Raw genomic sequence first — 16,518 nt, forward strand, 5'->3', positions numbered from 1 at the left:
CGGACACCCAAGAACACGTACCCCACACGGCCACCGGCAGGCACCAAGAATCACGCGGCGCCAGCCGCGACGCACCGCAACCACACGCCGCGCCGAAGCCACACAGCCGCACCCGGAATACGGCGAACCCCACAGCGCAGCGCCCCGCGCCCCGTGACGCGGCACAAAAATCAGCGCGGGACCCTACGGTGCCCACCTGAGAGGTCAGCCGTCCCGCGCAACACCCCCGGCGAAGGGCGCACCCGGAAACCGGACCGGGATATGGGTGGAGGGCGTCAGCATGGGGGTGAGGGGGTCCCCCTCCTGGGGGGAATGCGAGGCGCGGCACCAACGCACCGTGGGCCCTCGCGCCGCAGCACACAGGGGCGGAACCGGTTCATCGGCGGCCTAGCGCGACAGCTCGCCCTAGGTACGGAGGCCCCGCCTGGGTACCTAGCCTCGGGTTCACCTGAGGGGAAAGGAGCCCGTGATGGCTGACGCCAGACCGGTGTACCAGCGGATCGCCGACGACCTGCGCCGTCAGATCGACGAGGGGACGCTGACCGTCGGCGCCCGCATCCCCTCCCGCTCGGAACTCAAGCGCTCCTACGAGGCCAGCGACCAGACCGTCGACCGCGCCGTACGCGTACTCAAGGCCGCGGGCTACGCGGAGGGCCAGTTCGGCCGCGGAGTCTTCGTCGCCGACCGCGCCCCCGTCGGCACCCTCCTGCGCTCCACCGGCGCCGTGGACTCCCCCTTCGCCGCCCGCGTCGCCTCCTCCGACGAGGGCGAGGGAGCCGACGAGGACCAGCTCGCCGCCATCGCCTGGGAGGCGACCTCCACGGCGACCGTCGCACCGCCCCGTATCGCGGAGCGCCTCGGCATCACGCCGGGCGAGCGCGTCATGTGCACCCAGTACGAGTACCTCGCCGACCGCCGCCCCGTTCAGCTCGCCACGAGCTGGGAGCCCCTCGCCATCACCGAGGGCACCGACGTGCTCTATCCGGAGCGCGGCCCCTACGCGCGACGGGGCGTGCGGGGCAGGCTTGCCGCCATCGGCATCCGCGTGGTGCGGGCCGCCGAACTCGTGGGCGCCCGGCCCGCCACCAGCCCCGAGGCCGAGAGCCTGGGCTGTTCGCCGGGCCAGTGCGTCACGGCCGTCGAACGCACCCACTACGACGAGGAGGACCGCCCGGTGGAGACCTCCGACATCGTCGTACGGGCCGACCGCTGGCGCCTGGAGTACGGCATCCGCTTCACGGGCTGACCCGCGACCGCCCCGCCCACCCGTTCGGGCCAGCGCACCCCGGCCGGTTCCGGTTACCCCCGTACGGCCCAGCGTCCGCGAGGCAGTCGGGGGAAACCTTGACGGGAGGTCAGCTCTGGGTGGCCTCCCCGTAGAGCTGGGACAGTTCCGGAGTGCCCGTCTCCGCCCAGGCCGCGCCCTCCTCCAGGACGTCCAGCTCCCTGCCGGAGGTCAGCCGCACCACGGGCTGCCCGTCCTCGCTCAGCACCCACGCCGTGCCCGGCACCGTACGCACGAGGACCGTACCGAGGTAGAGCCCCGCGTCGCTGCCCAGCCAGGGCGAGATCTCGGGGTCCTCGCGCCAGCGCGGCAGTAGCTGGTCGAGGGCCGCCAACGACTCCGGGGTGTCGTCGAGTTCGACCCCGGCGTCCTCCGCTTGGTCGCGCAGCAGTTGACATTCGGAGAGCAACTGCGTGACCGATTCCGGGTCCCGTGACATCGCCTCCGCGAGCCCGACGCCCTCGCCGTCGGCGCGCCGCTTGCGCCAGTTGTCCAGGAAGGGGATGTTCATACAGATCAGAGTGGCACCCGTCCCGCCCCCGACACCACAGGCGCGCGGTACACAGCGCGCGCCGTTTGCCCTGCTGGACACCTTGACGACCCCGTAGCGCCTCCCTACCTTCACCGGACCTCGATCGAATCGGGGCCGCACACACGACTGTTGGAGTCGCACGAGAGGGCTGATCCGTGCACAGACGTCTGTGGAGAGCCTCCGTCTCATCCGTCGCGGTCCTGGTGACCGCCGTGAGCGCTCCGGCGCTCGCGGTGGCCGAGGGGCGTACGGACGGCGGAACCACCACCACCCACGAGCCGCTTCCGCTGGAGCGGCTCTTCGACAACCGGGCCGTGAGCGACGACAACCGCCCCGGGAGGGCCGACTTCGACGGGGCGGGCAACTCGCTCTCCGCGCAGGATCTGCGCGCCGCCGGGTGGTCCCCCGGCGGCGCGCTCGACCTCGACGCCGCCACCCTGCGCTGGCCGGAGCGCCGCCCGGGGCAGCCGGACAACGTGCGCGCCGACGGGCAGCGCGTGCGGCTGCGCGGCGCGGGCGACGCCATCTCCTTCCTGGTCGCGGCCACTTCGCCGGGCGGCGCCGGCGGTGAGGTGAGCGGGAGCGGGACGGTGCGGTACGCGGACGGCTCGCGCAGCGCGTACACGCTGCGGGCGCCCGACTGGCGCGGCGGCCCGCTGGCGACGAAGGCGGTGGCGCTCCCCCACGTCAACACCGCGAAGTCGGGGCAACTCGGCGAGAAGGCCAAGCTGTACGCGGTGACGGTGCCGGTGAAGAAGGGGCGCGAGGTGCGCTCCGTCGAGCTGCCGCGCGATCCGGGCCGCGACGCCGATCTGCACGTCTTCGCGGCCTCCGTGCGCGCCGGGTCGCCGGGCTGGACGGGCAGCTGGTCGGCGAGTCCCGCGGGCTACACGGACATGGGCGGCTGGCGGGACCGGACGATGCGGCTGGTGGTGCACACCTCGGCCGGGGGTCCCAAGGCCCGCATCCGGCTGGAGAACACGTTCGCCTCCACCCCGGTCGAGATCGGCCACGCCTCCATCGCCGTGCAGGGCGAGGGCGCGGCCACCAAGGGCGCTCCGGTGCCACTGCGCTTCGGCGGCCGGGACGGTACGCGCATTCCGGCGGGTGCGCGCGCTGTCAGCGATCCCGTGGGCTTCTCCGTGCCCGCGGACACGAATCTGCTGGTGAGCATCCATCTGCCGGGCCCTGTCGCGGCGGCGCCCGTGCACAGCCAGGCCATTCAGCGCTCGTATCTGAGCGAGGAGGGCAGCGGCGACCGTACGGGTGAGGCGGGCGGCGGCGCCTACACCGCGTCGACGTCCGTGTGGCCGCTGCTGACAGGCGTGGACGTGCGGGGCGGGCCCGGCTCGGTCGTCGCGCTCGGGGACTCGATCACCGATGGTGTGAAGTCGACGGAGGGCACCAACAGGCGCTGGCCCAATGTGCTGGCCAGGCGGCTGCTCGACCAGAACGAGGTGCCGCGCTACGGCGTGCTGAACCACGGCATCTCGGCGAACCGGATCGTCACCGACCGCTATCCGGGCGACGGCGTCAGCACCGACACGGGCGGGGTGAGCGCCCAGCACCGGCTGGAGCGCGATGTGCTGGCGCAGACCGACGTGCGTACCGTCGTCCTCTTCGAGGGCATCAACGACGTGCGCTGGAACACCACGCCCGAGCAGGTCATCGCCGGGATGAAGGCGATCGCGCAGCGGTCCAGGGAGCGCGGCATCCGCGTGGTGGCCGCGACGATCGCGCCGTGCGAGGGCTACCACGACTGCACGGCCGAGGTGGAAGCCCGTCGCACGAAGGTGAACGACTTCATCCGCGAGAACGGCGGCACCTTCGACGCGGTGCTCGACTTCGACGCGGCGATCCGCGACCCGGAGCGCCCGCAGCGGATGCTGCCCGCCTACGACAGCGGCGACCATCTGCACCCCGGCGACGCGGGGCTGCGCAAGCTCGGCGAGTCCGTCGACCTGCGGAAGCTGGCGGGCTGAGGCCGAGGCAGGACCGGTGAGGGCTCCTCTCGCGGGAAGAGCCCTCACCGGGCGCTACAGCTCCAGGTCCACCACGACCGGGGCGTGGTCCGAGGCGCCCTTGCCCTTGCGCTCCTCGCGGTCGACGTAGGCGTCCTTGACGGCGGTGGCGAAGGGCTGGTTGCCGTAGACGAGATCGATGCGCATGCCCTTGTTCTTCGGGAAGCCCAGCTCGCGGTAGTCCCAGTAGGTGAACGGCTGGTCGTACTTGAGGGGCCGCGGCACCACGTCGGACAGGCCCGCCGTGCGCAGGCCCTCCAGCGCGGCGCGCTCGGGCTCGGTGACGTGGGTGGCGCCCTCGAAGCGGGAGACGTCCCATACGTCGTCATCCGTGGGCGCCACGTTGTAGTCCCCCATGATGGCGAAGGGCAGCTCCCCCGGTGCCTCCTTCTCGGCCGTCCTGCGGAGCGCTTCGAGCCACTCCAGCTTGTAGGCGTAGTGGGGGTGGCCGATCTCGCGCCCGTTGGGCACATAGACCGACCAGACGCGGACGCCGCCGCACGTGGCGGCGGCGGCGCGGGGCTCCTGGCCGCCGTCGTAGTCCGGGCCCTCGGGGAGGCCGACGACGGTGTCCTGGAGGCCGACGCGGGAGAGGACCGCGACGCCGTTCCACCTGCCGTCGCCGTTCACCACGGCCTCGTAGCCCAGCTCACGCAGCGGCTCGGCGGGGAACGCCTCGGCGGAGCACTTCAGCTCCTGGAGGCAGACCACATCGGTGCCCGAGGACTCCAGCCAGGCCAGCAGCCGCGGCAGCCGGGCGGTGATCGAATTGACGTTCCAGGTCGCGATACGCATACCGCGCAATCTACCGCGCGAGGCTGACACTCTCGCCCGGGGTGAGACGGCTGTGGCTGACGCCTCCGAGGTTCTCGATCATGCGGTCGTAGACGGGGCGCGCGAGGTCCGTCAGCAGGCTGTCGTGGACGTCGACGGCCTGGCGGGGCGCGACGGCGCGCACGTAGTCGATGACCTCGGAGACCTTGCTCCACGGGGCGTGCACGGGCAGCAGCAGGGTGTCGATGTCGCGCTCGGGCACGGTGAGCGCGTCGCCGGGGTGGAAGACCTGGCCGTCCACGACGTAGCCGACGTTCGCGATGCGCGGGATGTCGGGGTGGATGACGGCGTGCAACTGGCCGTGCACCTCGATGCCGAAGCCCGCGGCGTCGAAGGTGTCGCCCTCACCGACGGTGTGGACGCGGCCGGGGAAGGCGGTGGAGATCTGCTCGGCGACGCTGCGCAGGGTCCAGATCTGCGCCGCGGGGTTGGCCTCCATCGCGGCCCGCAGGCGTCCCTCGTCGAAGTGGTCCGGGTGCTCGTGGGTGACCAGTACCGCGTCCGCGCCCACGGCGGCGTCGCCCTCGCTGAAGCCACCCGGGTCGATGACGAGCGTGCGTCCTTCGCGCTCGATCCGTACGCAGGCGTGGCCCTTTTTGATCAGCTTCATGCCGCCATTGTCTCTCGCGGAGCGCTGTCGTCGCCCGCGGGGCGCCCGGCGGGTACGGGCTCAGTCCTCCGGTTTGGTCTCCTCCTGGATCACGCGCTGCGCGACCGCGAAGGCGGAGTTCGCCGCGGGGACGCCGCAGTAGACGCCCGTCTGGAGCAGCACTTCCTTGATCTCGGCGGGGGTGAGCCCGTTGCGCAGGGCCGCGCGGACGTGGAAGGCCAGCTCGTCGAGGTGGCCTCGGGCGACGAGCGCCGTGAGGGTGATCACCGAGCGGGTGCGGCGGTCGATGCCGGGGCGGGTCCACACCTCGCCCCAGGCGTAGCGGGTGAGGAAGTTCTGGAAGTCCTCGGTGAAGTCGTCCGCGTTCTCCAGCGCCTGGTCCACGTGCGCGTCGCCCAGCACCTCGCGGCGCACCTTGATGCCGCCGTCGTACGGGTCCTTGCGGATCGCGGCCTGCTCGGCTGACTCCAGCTCCGCGACGGCCGAGGCGCGCGGCGGGGCCGGGGTGATCACCGGGGCCGGGGCCGGCGGGCCGGCGGGGGACTCCTGCCAGGTGGTGGTGAAGTGCCTGATCAGCAGCTCGGTGACGGCGCCCGGCTGCTCGACGGGCGTCAGATGCGAGGCGCCCGGCACGATCGCGAGCCGTGCGTCGGGGATGCCGGCGACCAGGGCCCGCGCGTCGGCGGGCGGCGTCGTCTCGTCCTCGGCGCCGGTGACGACGAGCGCGGGGACGCCGATGCGGTTCAGGTCCTGGCGCGCGTCGAAGGCGGCCATGGCCTCGCAGGCGGAGATGTAGCAGCCGGGGTCGGTCGTGCGGACCATCTGGACGGCCCACTCGACGATCGCGGGCTGCGCGGCGGCGAAGGCCGCCGTGAACCACTTCTCGGGCGTGGAGCGCGCGACGGGGTCGAGGCCGTTCGTCCGGACGACGACGCCGCGCTGCCGCCAGGAGTCGGGGGTGCCGAAGCGGGGCGAACTGGACACGAGCGCGAGCGAGGAGACGCGCTGCCGTGCGGTGAGGGCGAGCTGGATGCCGATGGCTCCGCCGAGGGAGCAGCCCGCGTAGCCGAAGCGCTCGATGCCCAGCGAGTCCAGGGTGGCCAGCAGCCGGTCGGCCAGCGCGCCGACCGAATCGGCGCCGTAGGCGGGCGATCCGCCGTGGCCCGGGAGGTCGAACCGCAGGACGCGCCAGTTGCGGGTGAGCTCGGGTATCTGCCGGTCCCACATGTGCCATGTGGTACCCAGCGAGGGACCCAGCACGAGGGCCGGAGCGCCTTCTGGCCCGTCAATGCGGTATTGCAGGGTGTTCATCGGTGTCTCGCTCACCCGTCAGACCCTCTCATGTCTCAAAAGATCTCATACGACCGGGGCGAAGGGACCGTCCCCTGGCGTGCTCATCACAACAGATCTCACGGCGCGGGAGCCACCTGCGGGGCCCGCGTCCGGCGCAGGCCCGGTGGCGCGGTCGCCCACTCGGACGGATACATCACCCTCATCTCGGGGACCCGGGAGCAGCTCGCGGAGCGCCACTACGACGAACTCGAATACGACATCGGGTGCTGACACTTCCAGAACGGACAGGCAGCGGCAGGAACGATTTCCACAGACCCTCGCCTCCGCACAGCCGGTAGCGTTGCCAACCACCCGACCGGGCACAGGACTTACGTGTCCGCAGTAGTCCGCACCCGAGCGGGCAGGAAGGCTCCCGACGGAGACATTCGGGCAGGCGTTACGGCGCCTTCGCGGCAGCCGCACCATGCGCGCCGTGGCCCAACTCGCCCATTGCAGTAAGGGCTACGTAGGCGATCTTGAGAGCGGGGCGAAGGACACCCTCACCGGAAATCGCGGAAGCACTCGACAAGGCCGTCAAAGCTGGGGGGGGAACTCCAAGCACTCACACCGGCCCCTCGCATGTCACAGCCCAGGCAGATGGCGTCTGCTGGCCAGCAGACAGGGCCAGCCGGGCGGCGCGACGCGGTGAAACTCGCTGGGCTGGCCATGGCCTCTCCGGCTGTCGCAGCGGAAATCCTCAATCAGGCTGCCGCCGAGGCCCTGGACTTCACTCGGCAGGCCGAGGCAACCGCACTCGGTGCCAGCACCCTCGATCACCTCGACCTCGCGGTCACTGAATTCAACGATGCCTACTCCCTCAAACCGCCGCAAAATCTGTTCGACGCGGCGCTGGATTACCGCCGCAAGGTTGGTGCCCTGCTCCAGGCGAAAGTCACCCACCGCCAGCAGCGCGAGTTGCTGACGTTCGCCGGATGGCTATCGGAGATGTTGGCCTGGCTCGCTCACGATCTTGGCGACAACCACACCGGCCTGGCTTTTGCCACCGACGCTTTTGTCCACGGCCAGCAAGCCGGACACGGCCAACTGTGCGCATGGGCGATGGACGCCGCCGCCTCCATCAGCCTCTATCGCCAACGGCCCGACAGAGCCCGTGAGGCCGCCTTGAAGGGCCTGACGGAAGTGCCAGCTTCCCATCCACTTACAGTACGGCTGCATGCCCAAGCCGCTCGGGCAGCAGCCGCCGACGGCGACGCCGAGACCTTCACCGCGCAGTTCCATGCCGCCGAGGAGGCGTATCGGCTACTGCCCGCGCGCTCGCCACACCGTTTCGGCAGGGAGGTCACCCCGCTTGCCCAGTACGCCCTCACCTCCTATCCGGCGACCTCCTACGTCTGGCTTGGCCAAGCCAAGAAGGCCCGCGAGCATGCCGAACACGCGTTGACCGTCTACGAATCCGCTCCCGCCGACGTCCGCTCGCCCGGTCGGGAGGCCATCGCCCGCATCGATCTGGCCCTTGCCCACGCCTACCCCCGCGACCCGGCCGTGGAGTCCCTCAACGAACGGCTCGCATCAGCCAAGGCCACCCGACCGGCCCTGCCCGCCACCCCGTCAGAGACATGACCGTAGGGAGAAGAGGAGACCTCGATGAGCGACCAGAACCCAGCCACCGTCGAGCACACACTCAACCTGCGCAAGCCTTACTTCGATCTGATCGCCTCCGGCGACAAGACAGTCGAGGTACGGGTCGGCTATACCAAGATTCGCAAAATGGCGGTCGGCGGCCTGCTGCGCTTCAACTCTGGCGCCGATACCCTGCTCACCCGCATTACCGCAGTCAATGAGTACGAGTCATTCACGGCTCTGCTCAACGCCGAGGACCCGACCGCAATCGCTGGCACCGCCGAGTCCTGGGAGAAGCTGATGGCGGCCATCCGCGACATCTACCCCCGGAGAAGGAAGCCCTGGGCGCTTTCGCCATCCACTTGCAGTTGCTCAGCGCTCCGGCCACGGACGCCGACACCGGCAGCGGCTCGTGAGAGTGTGAGCATGGGTGAGAACGTGGGCGTTCCGGCGGGTCGCCGTCAGAACGTCAGAACTCGGCCTTCGACACGACGTAGACCCTCGGCCTGTTCTCGAACGTCGTGTCGACGGTGATCGCCAGATCGGGCTGGTCCCCCGACTGCTCGACGGTGGTGCCGGCGAAGGTGTGCCCCTCCTCGTCCAGGTCCCAGCCGACCTTCTCGGCGCGCTTGTCGCTGATGGTGACGCGGCCCTCCTCCAGCGCCGACGTGCTGGTGCCGAGGTCGGCGAGGAACTGGGAGAGCCGCCGGTCCGAGTTGCGGAACTGGACCCACAGGCTGCTGGTGTCCCAGGCGTTCTCCTCGTAGAAGCCGACCCGGGTGGACAGCGGCGGGATCGGCACGTCGTAGATGCGGCGCTGCACCTTGCTCGGCCACTGGTAGGTGAGGCTGGTGGCCCCCGCGCTGCGCTCCTTGTCCTCGCCGCTGTCGCGGCTCTGGAAGGCGGAGATGACGAGATAGCCCGCGGGGATCGCGATGAGCAGCACGACGATGAGCAGCGTGAGCACCCGGTGCCTGGGCAGATGCGGCGGGCGCTGGGGGGCGCGGGACACGGTCACTGGCCGACCGCCCTGCGCAGGTTGTCCGCGGCCCGTTCGTAGCGTTCGTAGCGCTCCAGGCGGCGCCGGTTGGCGCGGCGGAAGCGGCGCGCCACCAGCCTGGCCAGGTCGGCGGCGCCGACCATGCCCGCCTCGGGGCCGAGCTGGGCCTTCGCGATGCGGGCCTCGGGGCGGTAACCGCGCCCGGTGAGCTGGCGGCGGAAGGCGGCGCGTGCCGGGTCGATCAGCAGCTCGTCGGCGGCGCTGACGCCGCCGCCGATCACGAAGCAGGAGGGGTCGAGGGCGGCGGCGAGGTTGGCGATGCCCGTGCCCAGCCAGGTCCCGATCTCCTGGAGCAGTTCGACGCACATGGCGTCGCCCTCGCGGGCCAGCTCGGTGATGAGGGGCCCGGTGATGTCGGCGACCCGGCCGCCGACGCGGTCGATGATCCCGTACGCGACGGGCGACTCGGCGGCCGCCAGCTCCCTGGCCTCTCTGACCAGCGCGTTCCCCGAGCTGTACTGCTCCCAGCAGCCCCGGTTGCCGCAGGGGCAGCGGTGGCCTGCGGGCACGACCTGCATGTGCCCGAACTCGCCCGCGACCCCGTACTTGCCGCGCTTGACGCGGCCCTCCTCCAGGATCGCGCCGCCGATGCCCGTACCGAGCGTGATCATCACGAGGTGGTCCTCGCCACGGCCCGCGCCGAAGCGCCACTCGCCCCAGGCGGCGGTGTTGGCGTCGTTGTCGACCATGACGGGCACGGCCAGGCGCGCGGTGAGCGCGTCCTTCAGCGGCTCGTCCCGCCAGGCGAGGTGCGGCGCGAACAGGACGCGCGAGCGGTCCGCGTCCACCCAGCCGGCGGCGCCGATGCCCACGGCGTGCACGTCGTGCCGGTCGGACAGGTCGAGCACCAGCTCGGCGATGGTGTCCTCGACGACCTTGGGGCTCTTGGACTTCTCGGGCGTCTCGGTGCGCACCTGCTCCAGGATGTTCCCGTCGGCGTCCACGACGCCCGCCATGACCTTGGTGCCGCCGATGTCGATGCCGACGGTGGGCACGCGGGGCGCGGAGAGGTGGGAGCGGCGCTCGCGGGTGCTGACGGTGCGCAGGACGCTCGCGCTGGGCGCGGTACGGCGGTAGACGCGGTCCCCGCCTCCGCCCCCGCTCCGGTCCCGGTGCATGTCCCGGTACATCTCCCTGTACGCGTCCCTGTACGTGCTGCCGCTCATGCTGCCCATGCTGCTCGTGCCGCTCATGCTGCTGCTCATCGCGCGCCCTCCTCCTCGCCTGACGCGGGGCGTGGGCGGTGGCTGCGGGTACGTGCGCGCAACGTCGTCTCGTCTCTGCGTGGCTGCTGGTCTCGGGACGGAGCGGTGCGGTCCGGTCCGGGTCCGGTCCAGTCCGGTCCGTCCCGCGTCGCCGATTGTGCCTTACCGCAGCCCGACGGCGCTCGACGGCCGGTGACGGGCCCGTCAGCCGGTGATGCCGCCGCCCAGGTGCGGGGACGGTGCGCGTTCCAGCTCGTGGCTGAGCTGTTCCAGCTCGCTGCCGCCCGCCATCTGGCGGATCAGCTCGTCCAGCTCCAGTTGCTCCTTGGTGTGGCTCCCGGCCATCGTGCCGCGCTTCAGCAGGACGAAGCGGTTGCCGACGAGGTACGCGTGGTGCGGGTTGTGCGTGATGAGGACCACGCCGAGACCGGCGTCACGCGCCGCGGCCACGTATTTGAGCACGACGCCCGACTGCTTGACGCCGAGCGCGGCCGTCGGCTCGTCGAGGACGAGCACCTTCGCGCCGAAGTACACGGCCCGCGCGATGGCCACGCACTGCCGCTCGCCGCCGGAGAGGGTGCCGATCGGCTGGTCCACGTCGCGCAGGTCGATGCCCATGCGGAGCAGCTCGCTGTGGGTGGTGCGGCGCATGTGCGCGACGTCGAGCCGCTTGAAGGGGCCCCGGCCCTTCGTCGGCTCGGAGCCGAGGAAGAAGTTGCGCCAGACCGGCATCAGGGGCACGACGGCGAGGTCCTGGTAGACGGTGGCGATGCCGCGGTCCAGGGCCTCGCGGGGCGAGCCGAGCCGGGTCTCCTCGCCGTCGATCGCGAAGCCGCCCGCGTCGTGCTGGTGCAGCCCCGCGATGATCTTGATGAGGGTGGACTTGCCCGCGCCGTTGTCGCCGAGCACACAGGTGATCTCGCCGGGGTGCACCTCCAGCGAGACGCCCTCCAGCGCCTTGATGTTGCCGTAGAACTTGCTCACGTCGCGCAGCGCGACGAGCGGACGCGGCCCGTCCGCCTCCGGCTCCGGTTCCGGTACGAGGTCCGGCTCCGGTACGGCGTCCACGGCGTCCTTCTTCGTGCCGTCGTTCTTCTCGGTGCCGTCAGTCATCGGCTCGCCTCCGCCCGCTTACGGATCCACGCGTTGAGGAGGGTGGCGAGCAGCAGCATCGCCCCCAGGAAGAACTTGAACCAGTCCGGGCTCCACTGCGCGTAGACGATGCCCTTGTCCGCCATGCCGAAGATGAAGGCGCCGACCGCGGCGCCGACCGCCGAGCCGTAGCCGCCCGTCAGCAGGCAGCCGCCGATGACGGCCGCGGCGATGTAGATCAGCTCGTTGCCGACGCCCTCGCCCGACTGGACGACGTCGTAGTTGAAGAGCAGATGCTGGCCCGAGATCCAGGCGGCGAACGCCACACCCAGATACAGGCCGATCTTCGTCCGGCCCACGGGGACGCCGACCGCGCGGGCCGCGTCGGCGCCGCCGCCGACCGCGAAGATCCAGTTGCCCGCCCTCGTGCGCAGCAGGATCCAGGTGGCCAGGGCCACCAGCGCGATCCACCACACCACGGTGACCTGGAGGTTCACGCTGCCCAGGCTGAGCTGGGAGGCGAAGAGGATCCGCGCGGACTCGAAGCCCTCCATGTCGCCGATGGCCTTGGTGGACACGGTGCCGCTGATCAGCTTGGTGAGGCCGAGGTTGAGGCCCGTCAGCATGAGGAAGGTGCCGAGCGTGATGATGAAGCTCGGCAGTTTCGTACGGACCAGCATGTAGCCGTTGAAGAGGCCGATGGCGAGGGTGACCAGCAGCGAGACGCCGACGCCGACCCACACGTTCGCCGTCATCTGGTAGCTGAACATCGAGGACACCAGCGCCGACGAGGTGACCATCACGCCCGTCGACAGGTCGAACTCCCCGCCGATCATCAGCAGCGCCACCGGCACCGCCATGATGCCGATCGTCGAGGAGGCGTAGAGGACCGTCGAGAGGCTGGATGCCTTCAGGAAGCTGTCGGCGGCGAAGGAGAAGAAGACGAAGACGGCCAGCGCGCCGACCACGGCGCCCAGCTCGGGCCTGCTCATCAGCCTGCGCCACAGCGGCCGGTGCACGATCCGCTCGTCCGGCGCCTTCGTCGCCCCGTCCCCGTCCCCGCCCTCGGCCGCGGGTGTCGGCGCCGGTGTGCGCTTCACCGTCATCGGGTGCCTCGCTTCGTGTACTTCTGGAGGGCCGCCGCGTCCTTCTTGGTCAGGATCTGCGGGCCCGTGAGGACCGGCTTGCCGCCACCGAGCATGTCGGCGTTGTAGCGGTACAGCCACATCAGATCCACGGCCTCGTACCCCTGGAGGTACGGCTGCTGGTCGACGGCGAAGCCGATCGAGCCGTCCTCCAGGCCCGCGGCGACCTGGTCGTTCAGGTCGAAGGTGTCGATCTCGGCCTCGCTGCCCGCGTCCTTCGCCGCCTTGGCGGCCGTGGCCGCGAAGGGCGCGCCGAGGGTCACGACGGTGTCGACCTTACTGTCCGACTGGAGCTTGGCCTCGACGGAGGACTGGACGCCCGGCATGTTCGTGCCGTCCACGTACAGGTCCTGAACCTTGCCGTCGAAGGTCTTGCGGACGCCGCGGCAGCGCTCCTCGTGGCCCACGTTGCCCTGCTCGTGCAGCAGACAGACGGCCTTCTTCCTGCCGCGCTTGTTCAGCTCCTCACCGACCGCCTCGCCCGCCATGGACTCGTCCTGGCCGATGTGGGTGAGCGCGCCGTACTCCTTGGAGACGTCCTGCCCCGAGTTGATCGTGATCACCGGGATGCCCGCCTCGACCGCCTTCTTGACGGCGCCCTTGAGCGCGTCGGGCTTGGCCAGGGTCACGATGAGCCCGTCCACGTCGTTGTCGATGGCGGCCTGCACGAGCTGCGCCTGCTGGCCGCCCTCCTTGTCGTGGGAGTACAGGAACTCGATGTTGTCCTTCGCGGCTGCCTGCTTGGCGCCGTTCTGGACGATGTCCCAGTACGTGTCGCCGTCACCGGAGTGGGTGACCATGGCCACCTTCCAGCGCGGCGTGTCCACGTTCGCCTTGCCCGAGGCGGCGGCGTTGCGCTCCTCCTCGGCGCGCTTGCCGCCGGTGCTGCTGCACCCCGCGAGGCTCGCGGCGATCACGGCCGCCATGACGGCCCCCGTCGCCCGTACCGTCGTCCGTACCGCCGCGCGTCCCCGGCGGCTCCGGCGGCCCTCACGTCCCGTGCGCCCCTTGTGAGCCGTACGGAACCTCTCCAGCGTGGACACGCGGTTCTGCCCTCTCGGTGCGGGTGCTTCGGCCGATCGTCCCGGTGATCGCTGCGGCCGTCCCTGACCCGATCACTCCCGATCTCCGCACAAGTATCCGTCACCGCTGCCAGGGGGGCCGTCACCGGGTCCCGCGCCCGGTGTACTTCTCCAGCTCCGGCACGTCCTCGCGCGTGACGATCTCGGGCCCGGTGAGCACGGGCTTGCCGCCGCCCAGCGCGTTGGCGTTGTAGGCGTGCAGCCACAGCGCGTCGACGGCCTCGTACCCCTGGAGGAACGGCTGCTGGTCCACGGCGAAGCCGATGCGTCCCGCCTTCATCTCCTTGACGACCTGCGCGTTCAGGTCGAAGGTGTCGATCTCCGCCTCGCTGCCGGCGCGCTCCTTCGCCTTGGCCGAGGTGGCGGCGAAGGGGGCGCCGAGGGTGAGGACCGCGTCGATGTCCTCGTCGGCCTGGAGCCTGGCCTCGACGGAGGACTGGACGCCCGGCATGTTCGTGCCGTCCACGTTGAGCGTCTCCAGCTCGCCGTCGAAGGTCTTCTCCGCGCCGGCGCAGCGCTCCTCCAGGGAGACGTTGCCCTGCTCGTGGATGACGCAGAGCACCTTCTTCTTCCCCCGCTCGCTCAGCTCCTCGCCGACCGCCTCACCCGCCACGGCCTCGTCCTGGCCGATGTGGGTGAGCGCGCCGAGCCCGGCCGAGAACTGGCCGCCGGAGTTGATGGTGACGACGGGGATGCCCGCGTCGACGGCCTTCTTGACGACGCTCTTGAGCGCGTCGGGCTTGGCCAGGGTGACGATGAGCCCGTCGACGTCCTTGTCGATGGCGGCCTGCACGAGCTGCGCCTGCTTGCCGCCCTCCTTGTGGTGCGCGTAGTCGAACTCGACGTTGTCCTTGCGGGCCGCCTCCTTGGCGCCGCTCTGGACGATGTCCCAGAACGTGTCGCCCTCCCCGGAGTGCGACACCATCGCGATCGTGAGCCGGGGCGTGCTGACGCCCTTGCCCCCGCTGCCACCGCCCTCGTCCTTGTCCTCGGCGCCCTTGCCGCCGGAACCGCTGCATCCGGTGGCGAGGAGCGCCGCTGTGGCCAGGACCGCCGCTGTACGTGCTGTACGCCGAAGCACCATGGCGGAGTTCTAGCGGGGCGCCATGACAGCGTCAATACTTTGTCCGAACATTCTCAACCGGGGGCCCGGCCGCCGAGGGCCGGGGCGCGTGCGGCGTCAGAACCCGCCGTCGAACCCGCCGCCACCACCGAAGCCACCGCCTCCGAAGCCACCGTCGAACCCGCCGCCACCGAAGCCGTCCCCGCCGTAGCCGCCGCCATCGTCCGCCCAGGCCGTGCCCGCGCCCATGGCGGAGCCGAGCATCGTGCCGATGAGCATGCCGGAGACCACCGTCGTGCCGTAGCCGCCGAAGAACCCTCCGGCCCACGGCCCGTACGCGGGACCCGCCTCCCAGTACGGACGGCGCCCGCCCGCCGTCTCGACGTGGCGGGCCATCGGCGGCTCGCCGCCGTCCAGCCGGGCCGCGTCGGCGGCGCAGACCGGGACGGGGCGCGGGGCGCCGCCCTCGGGGCTCCACTCACGGTCCTCGACGGACGGGCCGTGCCGGGGGTCGAAGAAGCAGGGCGCGCGGTGCTCGGGCAGGGGCTCGCCCGCGCGACGGGCGCGCAGCGTGGCGAGGGCGAACCTGCCGCCCTCCAGCGCACTGGTCACCTCCCGCACGTCGCGCGGCGTCCGCACCCGGGCCATGGCCGCCTTCGCCTCCTCGTAGGCGTCGAGGGCCGCGCCGTACTCCGCGACGAGCGCTTCGTTCTCCTCCGGCGAGGCGCCGCCCGGCGCGGAGGGTGCGAAGTCGAGCCGGTCCAGCTCCTCGCCGTAGGAGGTGACGTCCTCGTCCACCGTCGCCTTCACCCGCGCCAGCTCGGCCGCCTCCTCCCTGCGGGCGCGCACGGCGCCGCGGCCGACGAAGAGCACCGCCGCCGCCATGCCGCCGAGCAGCAGCACCCCGAGCACCATGCCCACGGCGCCGGACCCACCGGTGTCCGCGCGCCCGGCGCCGCCTGACGTGCCGCCCGCGCCCTCCCCGACGGAGGCGGCGGCGCGGTCGGCGAACCCCGTCAGCGCCGCGGCGTCCACCCCGCCGCTCCGGCGCTCGGTCTCGCGCGCCAGGTCCCGTGCCCTGTCACCCGGCATGAGCGAGGTATCGGCGGCGGCGCCGAACTGGTCGCCGAGCAGCACGCCGTAGACACCGGCGCGGCCCGTCGCCTCGCGGATGTCGGAGATGACCGTGCTCTGGTGGTACGCGGCGTCCTTGGGCAGCACCACGATGTAGACGGGCTCGCCCGCCGACCCGATGCGCTCGGAAAGGGCGCGCTGGCCGGCCGCGCCGAGCCGGCCGCGGGCGCCCTCGTCCACGTAGACGGGCCGCTCGCGCAGCGCCTTTCCGATCTCCTCGGGGGTGGCGGGGCCCGAGGCGCCGGGCGCGGCTCCTGCGGGGGCCGCCATGGCCAGCAGGGTGACGACGGCGAGGAGGAAGGTCACCAGGACCGCGAGGGGTCCCCCTCCGCGCGGGCGGTGGGTACGGGGCAGAACGGCGTGGAGTGCCATATCCCTATTATCCGCCTTGCGGGTCCCCTTCGCGGGGCTGCGGAAGGAAACGGGGGGTTGCCCCTTCGCCGGGTTGAGCCCCTTCACGGGGTGCGGGGTGAAGGCCACACGGGGTGCCCGGTTCTTGTAGGGGTGCGCCTGCTGTGGGTGCCCCTTGGGGGTTCGTTCGC

General features: G+C 71.5%; 16 protein-coding genes. 5 read left to right on the top strand and 11 right to left on the bottom strand.

From position 1 onward, the window contains the following. Positions 1-469 precede the first annotated feature (469 nt). Positions 470-1,246, top strand: coding sequence for a GntR family transcriptional regulator (locus tag ACWGJ2_RS31525; RefSeq protein WP_453349704.1), 777 nt, complete (start codon positions 470-472; stop codon positions 1,244-1,246). A 109-nt stretch (positions 1,247-1,355) separates the two neighbouring features. Here ACWGJ2_RS31525 and ACWGJ2_RS31530 read toward each other — a convergent pair whose 3' ends face one another. Further along, positions 1,356-1,796, bottom strand: coding sequence for a DUF6278 family protein (locus tag ACWGJ2_RS31530; protein ID WP_453349705.1), 441 nt, complete (start codon positions 1,794-1,796; stop codon positions 1,356-1,358). A 233-nt stretch (positions 1,797-2,029) separates the two neighbouring features. Between ACWGJ2_RS31530 and ACWGJ2_RS31535 the strand changes: the two genes are divergently transcribed. After that, a complete protein-coding gene (locus ACWGJ2_RS31535) occupies positions 2,030-3,799 on the top strand; it encodes an SGNH/GDSL hydrolase family protein (protein ID WP_453349706.1) in 1,770 nt (589 codons plus the stop codon). Positions 3,800-3,853: 54 nt separating this feature from the next. On the opposite strand, the gene ACWGJ2_RS31540 is transcribed toward ACWGJ2_RS31535, so the two are convergent. The 3 genes from ACWGJ2_RS31540 to pcaDC are packed head-to-tail and all read right to left on the bottom strand — an operon-like array spanning position 3,854 to position 6,608. Then, positions 3,854-4,633 carry an exodeoxyribonuclease III gene (locus ACWGJ2_RS31540; protein WP_453349707.1) on the bottom strand — a complete coding sequence of 260 codons (780 nt, stop codon included), beginning with the start codon at positions 4,631-4,633 and terminating at the stop codon, positions 3,854-3,856. A gap of 10 nt (positions 4,634-4,643) precedes the next feature. Next, positions 4,644-5,282: an MBL fold metallo-hydrolase gene (locus tag ACWGJ2_RS31545; RefSeq protein ID WP_453349708.1), complete on the bottom strand. Its 639-nt coding sequence runs from the start codon at positions 5,280-5,282 to the stop codon at positions 4,644-4,646. Between the two features lie 60 nt (positions 5,283-5,342). Further along, complete coding sequence (gene pcaDC / locus ACWGJ2_RS31550) at positions 5,343-6,608, bottom strand: bifunctional 3-oxoadipate enol-lactonase/4-carboxymuconolactone decarboxylase PcaDC (RefSeq protein WP_453349709.1); 1,266 nt, start codon at positions 6,606-6,608, stop codon at positions 5,343-5,345. 15 nt (positions 6,609-6,623) lie between these two features. Between pcaDC and ACWGJ2_RS31555 the strand changes: the two genes are divergently transcribed. The 3 genes from ACWGJ2_RS31555 to ACWGJ2_RS31565 all read left to right on the top strand — a co-directional run bounded on the left by ACWGJ2_RS31555 (position 6,624) and on the right by ACWGJ2_RS31565 (position 8,729). Further along, a complete protein-coding gene (locus tag ACWGJ2_RS31555; RefSeq protein WP_453349710.1) occupies positions 6,624-6,845 on the top strand; it encodes a hypothetical protein in 222 nt (73 codons plus the stop codon). Positions 6,846-7,211: 366 nt separating this feature from the next. Further along, positions 7,212-8,195, top strand: coding sequence for an XRE family transcriptional regulator (locus tag ACWGJ2_RS31560; RefSeq protein ID WP_453349711.1), 984 nt, complete (start codon positions 7,212-7,214; stop codon positions 8,193-8,195). Between the two features lie 24 nt (positions 8,196-8,219). Next, positions 8,220-8,729, top strand: coding sequence for an ASCH domain-containing protein (locus ACWGJ2_RS31565; protein ID WP_453349712.1), 510 nt, complete (start codon positions 8,220-8,222; stop codon positions 8,727-8,729). Here the strand turns inward: ACWGJ2_RS31565 and ACWGJ2_RS31570 are convergent. The 7 genes from ACWGJ2_RS31570 to ACWGJ2_RS31600 all read right to left on the bottom strand — a co-directional run bounded on the left by ACWGJ2_RS31570 (position 8,665) and on the right by ACWGJ2_RS31600 (position 16,348). Further along, a complete protein-coding gene (locus ACWGJ2_RS31570; protein WP_453349713.1) occupies positions 8,665-9,213 on the bottom strand; it encodes a hypothetical protein in 549 nt (182 codons plus the stop codon). The two genes, ACWGJ2_RS31565 and ACWGJ2_RS31570, sit on opposite strands and share 65 nt — an antisense overlap. Further along, positions 9,210-10,373, bottom strand: a complete 1,164-nt coding sequence (locus ACWGJ2_RS31575) for an ROK family glucokinase (RefSeq protein WP_453349755.1) — start codon at positions 10,371-10,373, stop codon at positions 9,210-9,212. Before ACWGJ2_RS31575 ends, ACWGJ2_RS31570 begins: the two co-directional genes overlap by 4 nt. Positions 10,374-10,664: 291 nt before the next feature. Further along, positions 10,665-11,573 (bottom strand): ATP-binding cassette domain-containing protein, encoded by a 909-nt coding sequence (locus ACWGJ2_RS31580; RefSeq protein ID WP_453349714.1) that lies wholly within the window; start codon positions 11,571-11,573, stop codon positions 10,665-10,667. After that, on the bottom strand, positions 11,570-12,658 hold the full coding sequence (locus ACWGJ2_RS31585; RefSeq protein ID WP_453349715.1) for an ABC transporter permease: 1,089 nt from the start codon (positions 12,656-12,658) through the stop codon (positions 11,570-11,572). The genes ACWGJ2_RS31580 and ACWGJ2_RS31585 overlap by 4 nt, the downstream gene beginning before the upstream one ends. Next, complete coding sequence (locus ACWGJ2_RS31590) at positions 12,655-13,623, bottom strand: sugar ABC transporter substrate-binding protein (RefSeq protein WP_453349716.1); 969 nt, start codon at positions 13,621-13,623, stop codon at positions 12,655-12,657. The genes ACWGJ2_RS31585 and ACWGJ2_RS31590 overlap by 4 nt, the downstream gene beginning before the upstream one ends. A gap of 238 nt (positions 13,624-13,861) precedes the next feature. Then, positions 13,862-14,863 (bottom strand): sugar ABC transporter substrate-binding protein, encoded by a 1,002-nt coding sequence (locus ACWGJ2_RS31595; protein ID WP_453349717.1) that lies wholly within the window; start codon positions 14,861-14,863, stop codon positions 13,862-13,864. 96 nt (positions 14,864-14,959) lie between these two features. After that, positions 14,960-16,348: a hypothetical protein gene (locus ACWGJ2_RS31600; protein WP_453349718.1), complete on the bottom strand. Its 1,389-nt coding sequence runs from the start codon at positions 16,346-16,348 to the stop codon at positions 14,960-14,962. Positions 16,349-16,518 lie beyond the last annotated feature (170 nt).

Source organism: Streptomyces sp. NPDC054796, assembly GCF_053611545.1.